We start from the raw sequence: 17,064 nt of genomic DNA on the forward strand, positions 1-17,064 counted from the left end.
TGATGCATCCGGTCGTCTAACAGTTCAAAACCAAGAGAAAATCAAACTCTTCTCCGCTCCACGGCAGAGGTGATAATGATTGTTTGGCAAACTGAAGCGACCGACCCCATTGCTCGACGGTTGAATGATCATCCTGCCATCCCCGCTCAAGCCGACCATCCTTCATAAAATAAAAGCGCTGACAACCACCACACTTGCTTGCATTCTGGAGTCCAGACCCACAGGCAAACCAAAAAGAATCGGCAGCATCACGTGACAACGTCCCTGATAAACAAGGCTGGGATACCCGACCTGGCGATACGCGAACCCGCTCCCGCGGAGGTCGAGCGCGTGCTGTATCTGCTCCGCGAAGTGCCGCTCAACCCGCAAGCCCGGTTGATGGCAGTAGCTCGGAGCCATCCGATAGAGCGCTTCATCGCCGCCGCCGCCTGGTGGCCGGAGGGAACGATTGGGCGCTTTCAGCTCGCCTGCCAACCGGGAGTAGCTCGAGCCACGGTCGCTGGCTTGTTGATTGAAAGGCTGGAGGAATCCGCGCGCCAGGCGGGAATGAAATCAATCGGATGTGTGACTCTGCTCACCGAGGATAACGATTGGTTCGAAATCCTGCGCAGCCATGGCTTCGAGCATTTGCATTCCGAACGCTCCTTCGAGGTTTCCTATCGGGTCGCATGGACGCGTGTGATGCAGCTCCAACAAAAGCACCGCTCGCAGTTTCCTGCCGGGTGGCGCACGGAGTCCATTCGAAATCATCCTCCGGAAATCGCCCTCGATTTAATTGCCAGCCACCGGCTCATGCCCTCCGACGAAATCCGCAGCTATTGGCAGTCCGGTTCTGCTTTTGGCTTCGAACCCGACCTGTCCTGCATTCTGTTCGACGGCCAGCGGCCTTTCGGCGTGTTCCTGACCCGCCGCATCGGTGAGCGACTCTACATTGATGTCCAAGTCGTTGAGGAAAGTAATCCCCTCTTGCGTTCATTGGCCAGTTTGTTCCTGCTCTATCACGACGCTCAACGCATCGCCCCCGACGGCCCCATTCGCTGGATTTGGTTTCGCAGCGGCCAGACCGAACATCGCCAAACCGCCAATCTCGCCCTGCGCATGGGCGGGCGGGAAGTGGCGCGATCCCACCTCATGACGAAAACCCTGACGACGACGCAAAACGGAGCCATTACATGATGGGCAAGCGACTATTGCTGATCGGCTGGGAAGCGGCGGATTGGAAAATTCTGCACTCTCTGATCGACGCTGGAGAAATGCCAGTGCTCCGCCGCATCGTCGAAGGGGGCGCATCTGGCCAACTGCTCTCCACCCAACCGCTGACGCCGGTGGCGCAATGGACCTCCATCGCCACGGGAAAACGCCCCTGGCAACATCGCATCTGTCACCCGATAGAAAGCATCACGGTTGCAAACGAGACAGTTCCAGTGACGGCCGCGCGACGGCGCTCGCTGGCGCTCTGGGAAATGCTCGCTCAAGCAGGAAAGCGAAGTCTGATCGTAGGCTGGCCCGCGACCCACGGAGGCCGCGCTGAAAACACCATAATCGTATCCGACCGGTACGCCCAACCGACCGCAGGACCGGGCATCAAACCGTGGCCACCCGCCGCACCGGGAACTTACTGGCCGGAGGAAATCGGTGTCCGGTTGGATGGTTGGCGAATGAGTCCCGCAGATGTCCAGGCAGATATCATTTCGTTGTGCGTGCCCGAGTGGAAGAAAATCGACCAGAAACGCGACCGTCGCCTCGGCCAATTGCGCGTCTTCCTGGCCGCGGATTTTTCACACCAGGCGGCGATGATGACCTTGCTCTCCGGTGGCAACTGGGACATTGCCGCCGTTCACTTTCCTGCTCTGGGAGCGATAAGCCGAATGTTTCTCGCCAACCATTTGTCATCCCCGGAATCCATTCCCGAGGCAGAATCCGCGCTCTATCAAAACGTGATTCGCGGCACCTGCCGCCTGCTGGATCAGATGCTGGGCAATCTCGTCCGCGCAGCCGGAAGCGACACAGCCACCATGGTGGTCTCCGCTCACGGTGTCGCCAGGTGTCCGGCGCCTCCGGCCAATATGCGCGCCACTGATGACGAATGGAAGTCGCCCCGCGGCATCTTTGCCGCTTGCGGTCGGGGATTAACCGGCAATGCACAGATATTCGGCGCGTCAGTTCTCGATGTGGCTCCCACGGTGCTCACGTGGTTCGGGCTGCCCATCGGCGATGACATGGAGGGGCGTGTGTTAGTGGAGAGCTTTGTGAAGCCGCCCGAAATTGCACGAATCGCAAGCTGGGAGCCAACACAGTCAGTGAGTTCGCCGCATGCCGCCGAAGTCCCTGGTGCGCCAGGTAATTCTGCAGCGGCTGCCACGCTCCGGGGGGAATCGGATTGGAATCTCGCGCAATCTTATTTGGAAGCCTCGCGATACGAAGATGCACTACCAATTTTCGAAGGATTGTTTCGCAGCTTTCCGGAGCGGCCAGAACTGGGACATGCGCTGTTCCAATGCCAACTAACGCTCCGGAAACTTTCTGAAGCAACCGAGACACTTGAAGTGGTGTTGGAAGGTTTACCCGCCGGGATTTGGTCGCTCCTGCCTCGGGCTGAACTTTGCCTGGCCAAAGGACAAATCCAGGAGGCGCGTGCCTTGGTAAACGAAGCGCGGCAACTCCATCCCACGCATCCGGACGCGTTGCGTCGACTCGGTTTGCTGCTGTTACGACTTCGCGAATGGAATGCACTGGAAGACCTGGCCAGACAGGCACTCAAGTTGGACGATAACGATGCCCTCGCCTGGGCGGGGTTGGCCGAAGCGCAATTGCGGAAACAACTCGCAGCCGAAGCAACAGAGTCCGCGCTGAAAGCCATTCAATTGAACTATTACCTCTCTGAAGCCCATTTCGTGTTGGCGCGGGCACTCGTCGCCAAAGGCAAATGGGCCCAAGCCCGCGATGCCATGCAAGTCCTCCTGCAACTTCAGCCCAACAACCGCGCTGCCGCAACCTACGGTAGACGGCTGGGCTAAGTGAGGTTGGGAAAGTTTTTGCAGGAAGGTCGTTCGGGATGTTTTCGAATAATTGCCGACAAACCGTCATCCTGCCCAAATTACCCGTCTCACTAGGGACGAGCCGATGACTTCTTAAGACCCGTATGGGTCGGCATGATTATAGGGACCAAACCCCAAAAGAATCCCCGCTTCGGCCCAGGAATTTAAACAGCTCATCGCACGCGATCCGAAGCGGAACCCAGCAGCTCAATCAAGCACATCCCATTGATTCGTGCTAATATTTTACTCACCTCAATTAGCACTTCCGGCTATTATCCGCGGAGGAAAACTAAAGAACCATTCCGAACCAGCAGTTACCTTCAGCCTTCCCCATCTGTGTTCATCCGCGTCCATCCGCGGTTGAAACAAATGTTCCCGTTCAGTGCACCAATCGGAAAAATCTCGCTGCTCCCGTGCTCGTCAGGCTCACCTGCCAATTAGTTCCCACCAAGGCAGGCGCGTTGGTCAGCGTGGTCCAACTCGGGGCACCACTCAAAGTCGATGTCGACTGGACGGCGAAACCAAAGTTGGACGCCGGCCAGAAGAGAGCCACATTCCCGCCACTGGAAGCGGCCTTGAGGGTGGGATTGGCCGACAACTGAATGTAATTAGCAGGTCCCACTGCATCATTTAAGGCGATGGCTTGGACTGGCAGAACGCCTTGATAAACACGGAATTCGTAAATCGTCCCGGCCAGGTAGGGATCACTCGAAACCAATGATGCCCCAATCCAATTATCGACGTCATTGCTGTTGGCCAGGGAAGGAACCGCACCATTCAGCGTGGAGACGACGGAGACTCCGTTGTAATAGCACAATGCCCCTTTAACGGAATCCACAATCACAGTGATGTGGTTGTTGGTCGTGCCATTAAGGCCGGCATTATTGTTGGCGTAAGTACTTGCCCCGGTTAAGTCTGACAAATCAAGGTTCTGGTAATTGCCGCCAGCGTATGGACAGTAATCCACTCCTGAGTTTTTCGTACCGCCTCCCGTTTGATCACCAAAGGAAAAAACACGTGTCCAGACCGGGTTGCCCGGCGCAATGTCGGTCCAGAACTCCACCGTCATCTGGGTGTAATTGCTGGTAATATAAGGCGGCAGCGACGCGAAGCAGCCGAACGACCCGTCCAAGTGAAGACTGGACCCCGTCAGCGCTGCGCTTCCCTGAAGAGCACCATTCCAATCCAGACCGCCAACCGAGTCCACAAATGTCGAGCTTCCTGCCGGATCATGAAAACTATACCGATGCACGAGTGTAGCCGGGCTGTCGCTCGCAGGAAGCACGGTCAACTTTGCCGGTATCGAACTGGTGACAGCACCATGTGCGTTTGAAACCACCACCACATAATCCGCCACATTCGCCAGCGTCAGGTTCTGAAGCTTCAACGTGTTGAACGCCCCGTCCGTGACTCCTGCGCCATTCGGGAGATTGGTATAGACACCACTGCCAACCGCCCCCGCACGCCATTGAAAAGTCGGCGCCGGAAAACCTTGCGCAATCACTGTCAACTGCGCATTCCCGCCAAGGTAACCGGTCTGGGACGCAGGCGACACCGTCACCACCGGCGCCCCGGTCTCAGCCGTCTGTCCCGCCAAAATGCCAACATCTGGAGTTGTTTCCATCGCGGCATCCACCAGTCTGAGCGTGCCCGTGTCCTTGTTATTGTCAGGCACACCATTGGCATTGAAGATGAAATGCGCCCAACCGTAGTGCGTGCCCGTCCCGTCTGTCAGCTCCAACCCCACATAACCTTCAATGTCCCCAGAGGCGGTCCAACCTCCCACCACCGTGCCACCCGAGTTCTTGTTAAAATAACCCGTTGACTGCGCGCTTTGATAGCTCCCATCAATCATCGTGCCCGCCACAGTCAAGGGTAACCCTTGGTTTGCGCTCCCGGAAAGGACATACGACGGCGTTGCCCCGGCAACCGAATTGTTAATGAACGGTTTCGGAGCGCCACTAAAACCCATTTGAAAATCCGGCGCACCATCCTGGTTGAGATCCAGGTTCAGCTTTCCACTTGCGGAGAGCGTGATATTGACTGGCGTATAAAGGACCGCGCCATGCGCCGCGCCAGCGGCAAGAGCAGATGTGGACAAGAGCGCTAAAGCCTTTTTGGTAGTATCCATATTATAGAGTTTGGTCTCCTGAGTCGTGGGGCTGAATTGTGGTATCACGCCGCCCCGCTGAAATCAACCTCTTTCGATCAACAAATCCGCCGGGACTGCTAAATACAGGTTTCGTCTATGGTGAGCGACCAATTTGACTATTGGAAATTGGGCATTCTTTGGAGCTTGGTCATTCTTCAACGATGTCAACTAACGCTGCTCTACTTAATGTCCTTCACCGGCCGTCCAAAACTCCACGCCCCCCCCCGCTCCAACCGTTCCGCCACATGATCACTATGATGCCCTGGTGGTTCATAGAAAACGCACGATGAAGAACGCTTCTTCATCACTTCATAAATTTTTCGTGCACCAACATTGGCCTGGTATTCATCCAGCGCCGCTCCCTCGAGATAAACCGTTTGCCTCGGTAGGAAGGCACTGTGCTTCCGCTCCACGATCGTCAGCGGATCATTATCCAGCCACTTTTGCCAGACCTTCTCGCGAAAGTGTCCATGGCCGTCGTAGGGCCATTCAAATTCCCCCCGATGCCACCATCCGCGCGGCGCGTAAGCCGCGGAGAGTCCAAGGGCATACCGCAAGTCACCATCCTTCGGCATTGGTTGCGCATTGTCAGTAGCGGCAAACGCCTTCACCTGGGCAAGCGTAAGATTGCTAACCGCCGGCGCCTGCACGAAACGCAAATGGGACGTCGGAAAATCCGAATCCGGACTCAGCGCCACCACCCCGTCAAAAAGCTTCGGCCGGAACATCCCCAAACGCAACGCACCAAAACCGCCGCTCGAATGCCCCGCAACAATGCGCTGTGGTTTAAAGGGAGTGACACCGAAACGCGATTCAACCTCTTTGACAATCTCATCGCAAACATAATCCGCGTAATTCCCCTGCGCAGGAGAATTGATGTATTGGCTCCCGCCCCAGCGATTCCGCCCATCCACCACGACCAGCAACACAGGCGTGACCTCATCCGCCAGCTTCTGGGTGAACGTGCACCACTTCTCCGCATCCTTAATAAATCGCTCCGAAGAACCACCCCACCCCGGCAAATAATAAATAATCGGCAGTGGCTCGTTGCTGCTATATTGGGACGGAATAAAAACCGCCACCTGTCGCGTGTCCGGATCGTGCAGCGGATTGCCCTTCAACGCATGGCTGGAAAACTTCAATACCTCCAACCGCGCCGCATGAACCGGCAGTTGCCCCACACTCAATGTGACGAGCAACCAGTAAACACACAGAGAACATCTATGCAGGAATTTCATATTAATTCTAAAGTTGGAAAGCTTTTGAAAGACCATTCATCCGGCTTTCGACCGTCTATCGTCATCCTCTGTCTTAGTACAAACATTTCACTTGGGAAAAACCGACAATCTGCCTAAGACCCGTAGAGTCGGCCCATCTATAGCATTTTACCAAATAAAAATCCCCGCTTCGGCCCAGGATTCCAAACAGCACGACACACGCAATCCGAAGCGGAACAGGACAGCGCAATCCCCGCCTTCCATCCACTCCACTGCAGTCACGCAACACGCAACCAGCCAGGCCACTTCATCTACTACCAGCCATTCCTTGGTCATTGGACATTTTAACATTGGTCATTCCCAACAGGTCTTTGCAACTTCCCCCTTGCCTTCCCATCACGGTCCATTACTTTCGCCTCAACCATGAAACCTGCGCGTGCCAGCAACCGCGACAAGGGTGGCGCCAATGATTGCTTTTTGGAGTGCTGTCATAGTCAGGATTCAAACCGATATCCCACATCCCGGATGGTTTGAATCAATACCGGCTGATGCGGATTGGTCTCGATTTTCGCGCGCAGCGTCGTCACACAACGGTCCACGCTGCGGTCGTTGACGACGATGTCGTTTCCCCAAACCCCATCCAGAATTTGGTCGCGGGTGAGGGCGCGCCCCGGACGCGTCGCGAAAAATTCCAACAGTCGAAATTCCTTGGTGGTCAGCTCGATTTCCTTTCCGCCTTGATAAAGTTTGTGCGCGGCGAGATCGAGCTTGCAGTCACCAAATTCAAACACCGTCGCTGCATGCCCCTTCCGTCGGCGTAAAAATGCCGCCGCGCGCGCGAGCAATTCGCGAATGCTGAAGGGCTTCGTCACATAATCATCCGCGCCTAATTCCAGGCCGCGAATGATGTCCTCTTCCTGGCCCTTGGCGGTGAGCATGATTATCGGCATATCGAATCGCTTCGCCCGAATGGCGCGGCAAATCTCGTAGCCGTTCATTTTGGGAAGCATGATGTCCAACAGCACGAGGTCAGGCGGTTGGTTGAGCGCAGCGCCGAGTCCTTCCTGTCCGTCGCGCGCGATCTGGACGCGGTACTTCTGAGCCTCAAAGTTATCCTTCAGCCCGCGCAGCAGGGCCGGATCGTCTTCGATAATCAGCACGGAGGGCTTATGCATCGGCGGACTCCTTCGCGGTCGGCAGGGTAATAGTGAACGTGCTGCCGCGCCCGGGCTCGCTTTCGACTGATACGCAGCCGTCATGCGCGCGGACGATCGATTGCACGATGCTCAATCCCAGACCGCAGCCGCCGCCTTTGCGGGAAAGGCGCTGATCGACTTGATAGAACGGATCGAAAATCTTCTTCGTCTCGCGAGCAGCGATCCCGATTCCGTGATCCTGGACTGAAAACAAAACGCTGCCATTCCTCGCCTCGGCGCGTAGGACAACATGCCGGCCAGTTTCGGAATATTTGCAGGCATTATCGAGTAGGTTAATGAGGGCCGTGGCCACCGCGTCCGCATCGGCCATGACGCGCGGGAGATCAGATGGCACTTGCAATTCCAGCCGGCCGCCGGGCATGGCTTCGACGGCAATGTCGATGATCGGGCGCACCGCCAGTGGCATGACGTGAAAGGCCTGCTTGTTTCGCTCCATGCGAGAGAAGGTCAAAAAATGCTGGATCAGGCGGCTGAGCCGCTCATTTTCCCGTGCAATGAGTTGAAGATATTCCCGGGCTGTGCCTTCGTCCAACTTCTCGGCGTCCAGCAACGTATCCACCAGCACGCGTATCGAGGACAACGGCGTTTTAAGCTCATGCGAAACAGTGGCTGCGAGGTCGTTCTTCATTCGAGCCAGGGCAGCCTGCCGGCGCAGCAGGCGGATCGCAAACAGCGTCAGCACACCCATCGCCGCCAACACCAACATGCCCGTCCACAAATAAATATGCGTGGGCTGCTCAATCGGATGACCAAGCGGAATGATCAACCGCGCCCCGGCCAATCGCGCTCCCGCAGGCACCGAAACGAATGCGGCATCATGCTCAGTTCCCGGCGGGGCGAGTGAAACGGGCGCATCGGTAACCGTCCGCAAGTGCGATTGCAGTTTATCGAATCGCATCAACGCCACGACGCGACGATTGGCAGTTGTAAACTTCCACAGATTTGTTGGCAAGCTCTGTGCAGCCAATTCTTCAGCCGCCAACGTCGGGAATTCCATATCGGGACGCAGCCTCCGCAATTCCTTCATCAAAAAGCGCCGCTGCGGCGCAGCCAGCACCCGATTGTCGTAATCCATCAGCCGCTGCTTCAATCGCTGCGCTATCACGTCATCGGCCCCAAGTTCCAACGCCATCAATTCGGCGTTTGCCGCAATCAGCCGTCCCTGCGGATCGGCCGCATTACAGTACCGTTCCTGGGCAAACATGTCCTTCACGAGTCGAATCGCCTCTTCCTTTCGCCCGGCACTCACCAGGCATCGAGCTTCGGCCTGCAACGCCCGGGCCGCCAGGTGCGTGTTAGTCGCGTCCCTGGCCAGGGCACGATACAGACTCGCTGCCGCGCCGAAGTCCTTTTGAACATATTCGCTGTGATTCGCCTCCGCCCACTTTGGGCCTGCTTCGCCGGCAGCTACAGGCGACGGCGAATTGGGGTACACAATATCGCCTTGTTCATTGGCAATGAGCACGCTGTCCGAAAAGCCGGATTGGATGCATCTGGCAAAGGCCGCTGCCGGAGACGTTGTTCGCGCCAGTTTCTCCAGTTCGTCCAACTTTTCCTCCCAATGGCGCTCGAGTTGCATCTGGATGGAGGAAAGCTGCGCGCGATAACTGTCGGCCAACTTCTGGCGCGCCGCCAGGCGTTCATTCTTCATCGCGGCGTTCATGAACCACACCAAACACACCGCCGGTACCACCACGGCAAACAATAACAGCACCACCGGCCAGAGTTCGCTGTTCTGGCCGGTGCGACTGAATAATCTTCTAATGAACCGGATCACGGTTGTGCGCGCAGATAAGCCAGCGCTTTTTCCAGCTGACGATCACGGAATTCGGCCTTGGACGCCTCCGACGGATTCTCCTCGTTGTGGGCTTTTTCGTATTGCTTCAATTCGTCATCGGTGAAGATGATTTCATAACCTTCATCCGGCTTCACGCCCCAATCGTCGGCATCTGTAAATCCCGGAAAGCGATTCACATTTTTTCCGCTCGGCCGATAATAAGCCGATACGGGAAGCTTCAATGACCCCACGCCGCTCTTCAACGGAAAAAGTGCGCGCACAATCGCCTGACCATAAGTCCGCTCGCCGACAACCACCGCCCGCTGATGATCCTGCAAGCAGGCCGCAATAATCTCGGCGGCAGAAGCCGTGTGGCGATTCACCAGCAACACCATCGGAAAGCCGCCATAAGTGCCTTCCCTTTTCGCCTCATAAGCCTTTTCCCCCGAACGCCCTTTCACGGTCACAATAGTCCCGCTTTCAACAAACTGGTCCGCAATGGCGATCGCCTCCGACAAACTGCCACCAGGATTGTTCCGCAAATCAAGAATCAGCCCTTTGATGCCTCCGGCCTGGAGCCCTTTCAGCGCGGCTTCCATTTCCTGCGGGCTTTGCTTGCCAACGTAAGTCAACTTCACATAGCCGAGCTTGTGCTCCGCATCCAGTATGAAATTCCAGGTATCGTCGGTTTTGTAATGATCGCCTTTGACACTGGACAAACGAACGTTATCTCGCGTGAGCTTGAACTCGAGGGATTGGTCCAAACGTTTGACCGTCAGCCGAACCACTGTGCCCACTGGGCCTCGAATTCGTTTTACGGCTCCCGCAAGCTTCTCCTCGTCCGGCACCTTCACACCATCGATCTGCACGATGCGATCCCCAGGTTTGATGCCAGCCTTCCATGCCGGCGAATGTCGCAACGGCGCGGTGATTACGATTTCTCCCGTCGCCTCATCGACTTTCAACGTCGCACCCACCCCTGCAATCTGCTGCTCCAGATTTACATTCATCTCCGCCACCGCGTTGGTGCCCAGGAACTCCATGTCGCCAACCCGCAAAAAGCCTCCGCGCGCATCGAGCTTGCCAATGATCGCCCGGATGGCCGTCTCCACCAATTCGCTGCGATCCACTTCCTGGATGTAATTTTGCTCGATCTGCTTTACCAATTCCTCGAGCAATGCCGGCATCTGATCGTCCACCAGCGCCAGCAATTTGTCCTTGTCCGGAAATTCCTGCGTGAGCCGTTCCAGCGCCGAGATTGCCTTGGGCCGGTTCCCCAACTTCAACTGGCACAATCCCAGCCGCAACTGCGCCTGCGCCACCAAGCTCCGGTCCGCCTTCGCATCCTCGACAATCTGCTCATAAATCTGGCTTGCCGTCTCCAACTCGCCTTTGGTTTCCTCCGTGTAGATGCCCTTCTCCAACAGTTCGTCCGCGGATGCCGCCCCTGCCGACGCCATCCCCAGAAAAGCCACCAAACCCAAGGCCAACAGTAATTTTGTTTTCATATCCCTAAAACTTATGAAACCAATGTTACCGTTTTATTACCCCCGTGTCCGCTCTTTATCCTTTATGGAGTGCGCCGGACTTCAGTTCGCAAATGATTAGCTGCCATCAACCGGTGCATGTCAGGTGTGTAGTTACCACTACCTACCCCAAACACAAAACCACCAAAATCAATTACCTCTTGCCTTCCCGTTCCTTTCCATTAATTTCCACTCAACCATGAAACCTGCGCCTGCCAGCAACCGTCCTTTCCTGTATCGAAAGTAATATGAGCAGTCCCATTTTTGATTCGAAGGTCACGCGTCGCAAGTTTCTTGGTTTTGCAGGTGCGGCTCTGGCCTTCCCCACGATTATCCCCGGTCGCGCACTCGGTCTGGAGAACAGTCCAGCCCCTTCCCAACGCATCAATTTGGGGCTGGTCGGTTGCGGCAACATGGGCACCGCGAACTCCAAAGCCTTTCTTGGTCTGAAAGACTGCCAGGTCGTCGCGGCCTGTGATGTTGACAAGCAACACCTGAAAAAAATGGTGAATCTTGTCAACAAGCATTACCAGAACAAGGACTGCAAAGCTTATCACGATTTCCGCGAACTGATGGCCCGAACGGACATTGATGCCGTCATGCTCGCCGTGCCGGATCACTGGCATGAGCTGGTCGCAGTGGAAGCCGCCCGTCACAAAAAGGACATTTACGGCGAGAAACCCCTCGGTCGCACCATTGCTGAGCAACAGGCCATGGTCAAGGCGGTCCAGGAAAACAAGCGTATCTGGCAAACCGGTTCATGGCAGCGTTCCGAAGCAAATTTTCACAAAGCTGCTGAGATCGTGCGCAACGGCCTCATTGGCGACGTCACCCGCATCGAAGTAGGCCTCCCCGGTGGAAACAATAATTCCGGGAACGCCGCCGAGTCCATGACCCCCAGCGATCCTCCGTCCGATCTGGATTATGATGCCTGGATCGGTCCCTCGCAGATGATGCCTTATATCCAAGGCCGGGTTCACCGCAATTGGCGCTGGAATTATAACACTGGAGGCGGCCAGTTGATGGACTGGGTCGGCCATCATTGTGACATCGCCCATTGGGGATGCGACTTTGACAACTCCGGCCCGTCTGAGATCGAAGGCCACGGCGAGTTCCCGCCCAAGGATGCCGTCTGGAACACCTGCACCAAATACCGCATCGAGTTGCGTTACCCGCGAAACATCACGATGATCATGGCTGGTGGATACGAAGACATCCGCAGCGGCGTTAAATGGATCGGGACAAAAGGTTGGGTTTGGGTCAACCGGGGCGCCTTTGAAGCTTCCAACGAAGACTGGCGCGACTACAAAAACCTGCCGGAAGAAATGCGCAAGGTGAAACTCTACGTCTCCACCGACCACCGTCAGAATTTCCTCGACTGCATCAAATCCCGTAAAGCAACGATCACCCCTGTCGAGACCGCTCATCACTCCGCCATTCCCGGCCACCTCGGATTGATCTCCATGCTTGTTGGCCGCAAGCTCAAATGGGACGTCCAAACCGAGTGCATCCAAGGCGACCCCGAAGCCAGCCAATTGCTCACCCGCCCTTTCCGTTCCCCTTGGAAACTTGGCTGAAACGCCAGCAACCACAATCTCGAAAACAAAAACGCCAATTTATATGACACCCCTAACTAGACGCACATTCCTTAAAGCCTGCGGCATCGCAGGCGTCGGTCTATGCCAACCGGCATGGGCCGCAGAACAAAGCTCCACACAATTATTTGATGGCCAGTCACTCAAAGGCTGGCACAAGCCACCCCAAAAAATCGGCCACGGTACCGGCGGCCACTGGTGGGTGGAAAATGGCGTGCTTCAGGGCGAACAAGATCCTCCCGGCTCCGGAAACGGCGGCATGCTCCTGAGCGATGAGAAATTCGGCGACTTTGAACTGCAACTCGACATGAACCCCGACTACGGCCCGGACACCGGCGTGTTCTTCCGCTGCACTGACAAAGGCGAAGGCTTCCAGTATTACGTCGACTATCACGAAGGCGGAAACGTCGGCCATTTGCGCGGCGAAATGGACCGCTCGTTTGCTATGAAACCCTTCCAAATTTTCGCAGAACGCGGCCCCGACGGCGAGCCGAAGAGCTTCACCACAAAAACCGATCCCCGCGCAAAGAAATGGCCCAAGGGCGTCTACGAATATTCCTGCACTCCGGAAGAGTGGCTCAAAGCCTGGAAAATAAACAACTGGAACACCGCCCGCATTCGCTGCGTCGGCAAATATCCGCAGATCACCACCTGGGTCAACGACCTGAAAGTCTGTCACTGGAACGGCGAAACCTGTCCCCTGCCCGAGTATGACAAGGAACACGTCCTCCAAACTCTCGGTCGTGAAGGCCACATCGGCCTGCAAATCCACGGCGGAAAAGGTTGGCCCGTCGGCAAAGTCTGCCGCTGGCGCAATATCTCCATCAAACGCCTTTGAGGCGGCTCATCCCGGACGCCCGGTTTTTCAGCCCAGTAGTTGGTTGAGAATGGATTCATTACAACAAGCAAACACTGTCGAAGATTTGTGCATCAATTTGACGGATCGGCTATTCAAAATGATTGCCTGAAGCCAAAACACTTCATTGAGGTCTAACCTGATTCCCGGGACAGATGAAAATCATCCTGCCATCCCGTCCCAGGCAGACTCGCGCATCAGTTGTTTACATCCACCACCTGCCAACCTACCTTGTCAGTCGCCTTCGGTGAAACAACTATACCGCAGGTGAGTAAACCAAAAGCGAAAGAAAATAAGATCATGGGCGACAAGTCTCCGAAATCAGTACAAAAGAAATCCACACAGAAGGCCAAGGCCAGCACCGCAAACCAGAAGAAGAAACAAGCCACAGCTCCAGCGGGAAAAGCTAAGAAGTAAAAAGCAATTTCAGCCGTTTTCAAATGCGGCTGACAAAACTACTGCAATCACCAATGGTTGCAGTAGTTTTCCCTCAGGTGTAACACCCGCGCCGCGACGTCGGCCAACCTTCCTTTCACGCCGCAGACCAACCCTTCACCTCTGCAGGATTGTACGCATCTGTCTTACTCTTGGAGCGGAATTTGTCGAAAAAACATTTAAAAATTGTCACTTTTAATCTGTGTGAATCCGCGTCCATCCGAGAGTGCCTGAATTCTTATCTCCCCTGAATTATCACACGATCGATTTGCCTCTCAGGAATATTTGATTGCGATTTGAATTAAATATCATCAAGTCCGTCAGAATCCATATAAGCAACTGGCACGACTGTCTCACCCTGCTTTGCTGCACCAACATAAGAACGGAGATGCGAAACCATCTTCATGCAAAATGATAAATAATGGCCCAAACACTACTCCGGTGAAAATACATTCCAATTCATTTGAAAAAAGGCTCATTACAGTATGCTCAACCGCACTGAAATTTTGCCTTGTTGTATTTCTCCTTCTCTCAAATCAGGGCACAAAAGCTTTCGATAACACAAATGGTCAGAAGTTCAGTCTCGCTTCCAATAACCTGCTTCCTTCCGCGCGTTCAAATTCAACCTGGACCAGCACTGCCACGCCGGATTCACGGATTGAAATAAAAAATGACGGCCTCGAATTTAATGCAGCAACACATTCAAGAGCCCACCTTCAACAAACGCTCGATACTGATCTGTGTACGCTGAGTGCCAGGATTTCCCAGTGGGCTTCCATTTATCTGGTGTGGGATGAGCAAAACTGGTGCGCCGTCGGCCAGATATCTCCCACCCCCTTTGGTCGCCTCTTCAGCACGGCGGTAATCGGTGGACAAGACAATGAGGTTGATCACAGAGGCATTGATTTCGGCAGCAGCCGATTGGTCCGTATCAAGCTCGGAGGCAATTACGTCCGCTTTGAATTCAGCAATGATAACGGAAAAAACTGGACCGAACTGCGCACCATTGAAAGACCCAAGGAATTCACCGGCCCGCCCAAATTGATGGCCATCGGAAAATATTATGAGAACGCAGACAAGCCATTCGACCTCGCCAGCTACGATATTAAAAGCAGTTCGACCGAAAGAATATCCGGACGGGTCAGCAACGTGATCATCGAACAAACTCCGGAGGCCGAGTCAAACCTCTCAGAGATCCAGCTCCAGGAACTCCGCAAGCCGAAGATCGATCCCGTAACTTCGATCCTGAACGAATCCGATGAAGACCCGACCTATGAAAAAGTCGTAAAATTTTATCCGCCAATGAAGGCCCCCCGTGAAGTGGTTGGCGTCCCTGCCCATCCGCTGGATATTGGTGTTGATCGGCTGGGAAGATTGGATGTGAGTCCCTGGGCGGCTCCGGTGGCATGGTTTGAAACCGGTGATCCGATCACTCCTTTGGGTCGTGATGGCATTCCCTTCAAACGGCGACTGATGAACGGTTATCTGCCAATCGACACATTAAAAACGAGCCGCGACGGCATCGATTATGAGCTTACTATCTTCGGCTGGTCGGAGAATTTCAGTGTTGAAAAGCCGTTGATTGCCTATGCGCGAATGATTGCGATTTCCTCAAATGGCACTCCCCTTCCTCAAAAAATCGCATTGGTCTCACCGACGAATACTTGCCACACCTGGAACCTGCCGCAGAGCAAGGGAAGGCAAACAGAATTCTGTGTTGCTTTTGAATATCCAAATCCCGGATCAGCCAAAGCAATCACCACCAGGGAATTCGATTCCAAACTCAAAGAGGTATCCCGCTTCTGGGAGAAACGATTGGCGCTCATCCACCGGTTTGATGTGCCCGATACCCGCGTCATGGAAGCATATCGTGCCTGGGTTGCTTACTCTCTACTCAACGCAGATACCGTTAATGGATACATCGAGCCACATGATGGCGCCGGCTTCTACGAGGAAATGTTCGGCAACAGCGTCTCCATGCACTCCATGGCCATGGATATGTACGGCCTGCATTCCTACACCGCCTCAATTCTCAATACACAAATTCATTTTCAGCAATCAAATGGCCTCTACACACAGGTCTGCGGGCTGACCGACCCGGGCGGATTTCTTGTGGGTCTGGCAAAACACTATCAGATGACCGGGGACAAGGAGTGGCTGCTCACAGTGAGCCCAGGCATCATCAAGCAATGCGAATGGCTGATGCAGCAAAGAGAGAGAACTTCCAAAGATGGACTGGTTCGAGGTTTGATCAAATTCCGTCCCTATAATGATTACTCCGGTGAAGTCTATAATTACCTCGGAAATATGTGGTGCGCCAAAGGGCTGGAAGAAGCCGCGAAAGTCCTTGAAGAAATTAAAATACCAGGAGCAGGAAGGTACGCCGCGGAGGCAGCAAACTACCGACAGGACATTTTGGATTCCATGCAAAGCGCAGCATTCGATCATCAAGGACAAACCCTTTTGCCGTTTGAACCTGAAACACGCCGGCTGTTGAAACTCGAAAGGTACAAAGGCGGCGGCTATTATGGACTTACCGTGAGTCCCGCTCTTGGCATTGGACTGCTCGCGCCAGACGACAAACCAACAACCTGGATTGTGGATGCCTTGGAAAAGCGGGGCGGCCTCATTGCTGGTGTATGCGAATTTGAAGGAGGCATCGACCACGCCTATACTTATGGTTATCTGTTAAATGAATTGAAAAGAGGTGAAGTGCGAAAGACCCTGCTTGGCTTTTGGAGCATGCTGGCTTTTGGCATGACACGCGATACTTATTCTCCGGTTGAAGTCACCATGATTGAAACCGGCGAGAACCATTACACTCTTCCGCATCTCTATTCCTGCACCGAACAACTCCATCTGCTTCGGCAAATGTTGCTGCGCGAAGACGGCGATGTGTTATGCATTGGAGATGGCATCCCGAGGGCCTGGTTGGAACCTGGCAACCGGGTCGTGGTCAACGCCGCCCCAACGGAATTCGGTGAGGTTAGCTATAAAATAGAACCTAAAAAGGATGGTTCGATGCAAATCCACATTCTCCCCCCCACACGGCATATGCCCAAAAAGATCGAGCTGCGCCTCCGGGCTCCTTCGCAAAAAATAATTTCCTCGGTAAAATCAAATCGGAAAGCCAATCTCACATATCAAGGGGAGCGCATAACCATCGAGAACCCCACTTCTCCGGTTGATCTGCACGTTCAATTCAAACCATGATCAGCAGTTGAGCGGTTAGTCTTCAAAGCAGGCTCGGG

At 54.7% G+C, this 17,064-nt stretch carries 12 protein-coding genes; 5 read left to right on the top strand and 7 right to left on the bottom strand.

Annotated features, from left to right (window positions below; translation table 11 throughout):
- Positions 1-252 precede the first annotated feature (252 nt).
- Together CFLAV_RS09965 and CFLAV_RS09970 are read left to right on the top strand one after the other, a co-directional pair.
- Positions 253-1,176, top strand: coding sequence for a GNAT family N-acetyltransferase (locus CFLAV_RS09965; RefSeq protein WP_007414580.1), 924 nt, complete (start codon positions 253-255; stop codon positions 1,174-1,176).
- On the top strand, positions 1,173-3,017 hold the full coding sequence (locus CFLAV_RS09970; RefSeq protein WP_007414581.1) for a tetratricopeptide repeat protein: 1,845 nt from the start codon (positions 1,173-1,175) through the stop codon (positions 3,015-3,017). The genes CFLAV_RS09965 and CFLAV_RS09970 overlap by 4 nt, the downstream gene beginning before the upstream one ends.
- Before the next feature lie 400 nt (positions 3,018-3,417).
- On the opposite strand, the gene CFLAV_RS09975 is transcribed toward CFLAV_RS09970, so the two are convergent.
- From CFLAV_RS09975 to CFLAV_RS09995, 6 genes are all read right to left on the bottom strand, one after another.
- On the bottom strand, positions 3,418-5,169 hold the full coding sequence (locus CFLAV_RS09975) for an immunoglobulin domain-containing protein (protein WP_007414582.1): 1,752 nt from the start codon (positions 5,167-5,169) through the stop codon (positions 3,418-3,420).
- Between the two features lie 200 nt (positions 5,170-5,369).
- Positions 5,370-6,428 carry an alpha/beta hydrolase gene (locus tag CFLAV_RS09980; RefSeq protein ID WP_040547847.1) on the bottom strand — a complete coding sequence of 353 codons (1,059 nt, stop codon included), beginning with the start codon at positions 6,426-6,428 and terminating at the stop codon, positions 5,370-5,372.
- 147 nt (positions 6,429-6,575) lie between these two features.
- A complete protein-coding gene (locus tag CFLAV_RS34850; protein ID WP_007414584.1) occupies positions 6,576-6,758 on the bottom strand; it encodes a hypothetical protein in 183 nt (60 codons plus the stop codon).
- A 143-nt stretch (positions 6,759-6,901) separates the two neighbouring features.
- Complete coding sequence (locus CFLAV_RS09985; RefSeq protein WP_007414585.1) at positions 6,902-7,582, bottom strand: response regulator transcription factor; 681 nt, start codon at positions 7,580-7,582, stop codon at positions 6,902-6,904.
- Positions 7,575-9,401: a sensor histidine kinase gene (locus CFLAV_RS32125; RefSeq protein ID WP_007414586.1), complete on the bottom strand. Its 1,827-nt coding sequence runs from the start codon at positions 9,399-9,401 to the stop codon at positions 7,575-7,577. Before CFLAV_RS32125 ends, CFLAV_RS09985 begins: the two co-directional genes overlap by 8 nt.
- The gene (locus CFLAV_RS09995; RefSeq protein ID WP_007414587.1) at positions 9,398-10,909 is read right to left on the bottom strand and encodes a S41 family peptidase; all 1,512 of its coding nucleotides are present in this window, start codon (positions 10,907-10,909) and stop codon (positions 9,398-9,400) included. Before CFLAV_RS09995 ends, CFLAV_RS32125 begins: the two co-directional genes overlap by 4 nt.
- A gap of 266 nt (positions 10,910-11,175) precedes the next feature.
- On the opposite strand from CFLAV_RS09995, the gene CFLAV_RS10000 reads away from it, so the two are divergent.
- Both CFLAV_RS10000 and CFLAV_RS10005 read left to right on the top strand, forming a co-directional pair.
- Complete coding sequence (locus CFLAV_RS10000) at positions 11,176-12,504, top strand: Gfo/Idh/MocA family protein (protein WP_007414588.1); 1,329 nt, start codon at positions 11,176-11,178, stop codon at positions 12,502-12,504.
- Positions 12,497-13,360, top strand: a complete 864-nt coding sequence (locus CFLAV_RS10005; protein ID WP_050785684.1) for a 3-keto-disaccharide hydrolase — start codon at positions 12,497-12,499, stop codon at positions 13,358-13,360. The genes CFLAV_RS10000 and CFLAV_RS10005 overlap by 8 nt, the downstream gene beginning before the upstream one ends.
- Positions 13,361-13,575: 215 nt before the next feature.
- Here the strand turns inward: CFLAV_RS10005 and CFLAV_RS10010 are convergent, their stop codons facing one another.
- Positions 13,576-13,818 carry a hypothetical protein gene (locus CFLAV_RS10010; protein WP_040547849.1) on the bottom strand — a complete coding sequence of 81 codons (243 nt, stop codon included), beginning with the start codon at positions 13,816-13,818 and terminating at the stop codon, positions 13,576-13,578.
- Between the two features lie 436 nt (positions 13,819-14,254).
- On the opposite strand from CFLAV_RS10010, the gene CFLAV_RS10015 reads away from it, so the two are divergent.
- A complete protein-coding gene (locus CFLAV_RS10015) occupies positions 14,255-17,026 on the top strand; it encodes a hypothetical protein (RefSeq protein ID WP_150107352.1) in 2,772 nt (923 codons plus the stop codon).
- Positions 17,027-17,064 lie beyond the last annotated feature (38 nt).

Origin of the sequence: Pedosphaera parvula Ellin514, assembly GCF_000172555.1 — a bacterium.
Classification (GTDB): domain Bacteria; phylum Verrucomicrobiota; class Verrucomicrobiia; order Limisphaerales; family Pedosphaeraceae; genus Pedosphaera.

Excerpts from the sequence above, each read along its gene's own strand:
- CFLAV_RS34850 (WP_007414584.1), bottom strand. The coding sequence starts at position 6,758 with ATGTTAAAATGTCCAATGACCAAGGAATGGCTGGTAGTAGATGAAGTG.
- CFLAV_RS09985 (WP_007414585.1), bottom strand. The coding sequence starts at position 7,582 with ATGCATAAGCCCTCCGTGCTGATTATCGAAGACGATCCGGCCCTGCTG.
- CFLAV_RS09970 (WP_007414581.1), top strand. The coding sequence starts at position 1,173 with ATGATGGGCAAGCGACTATTGCTGATCGGCTGGGAAGCGGCGGATTGG.
- CFLAV_RS09995 (WP_007414587.1), bottom strand. The coding sequence starts at position 10,909 with ATGAAAACAAAATTACTGTTGGCCTTGGGTTTGGTGGCTTTTCTGGGG.
- CFLAV_RS09975 (WP_007414582.1), bottom strand. The coding sequence starts at position 5,169 with ATGGATACTACCAAAAAGGCTTTAGCGCTCTTGTCCACATCTGCTCTT.
- CFLAV_RS10000 (WP_007414588.1), top strand. The coding sequence starts at position 11,176 with ATGAGCAGTCCCATTTTTGATTCGAAGGTCACGCGTCGCAAGTTTCTT.
- CFLAV_RS09980 (WP_040547847.1), bottom strand. The coding sequence starts at position 6,428 with ATGAAATTCCTGCATAGATGTTCTCTGTGTGTTTACTGGTTGCTCGTC.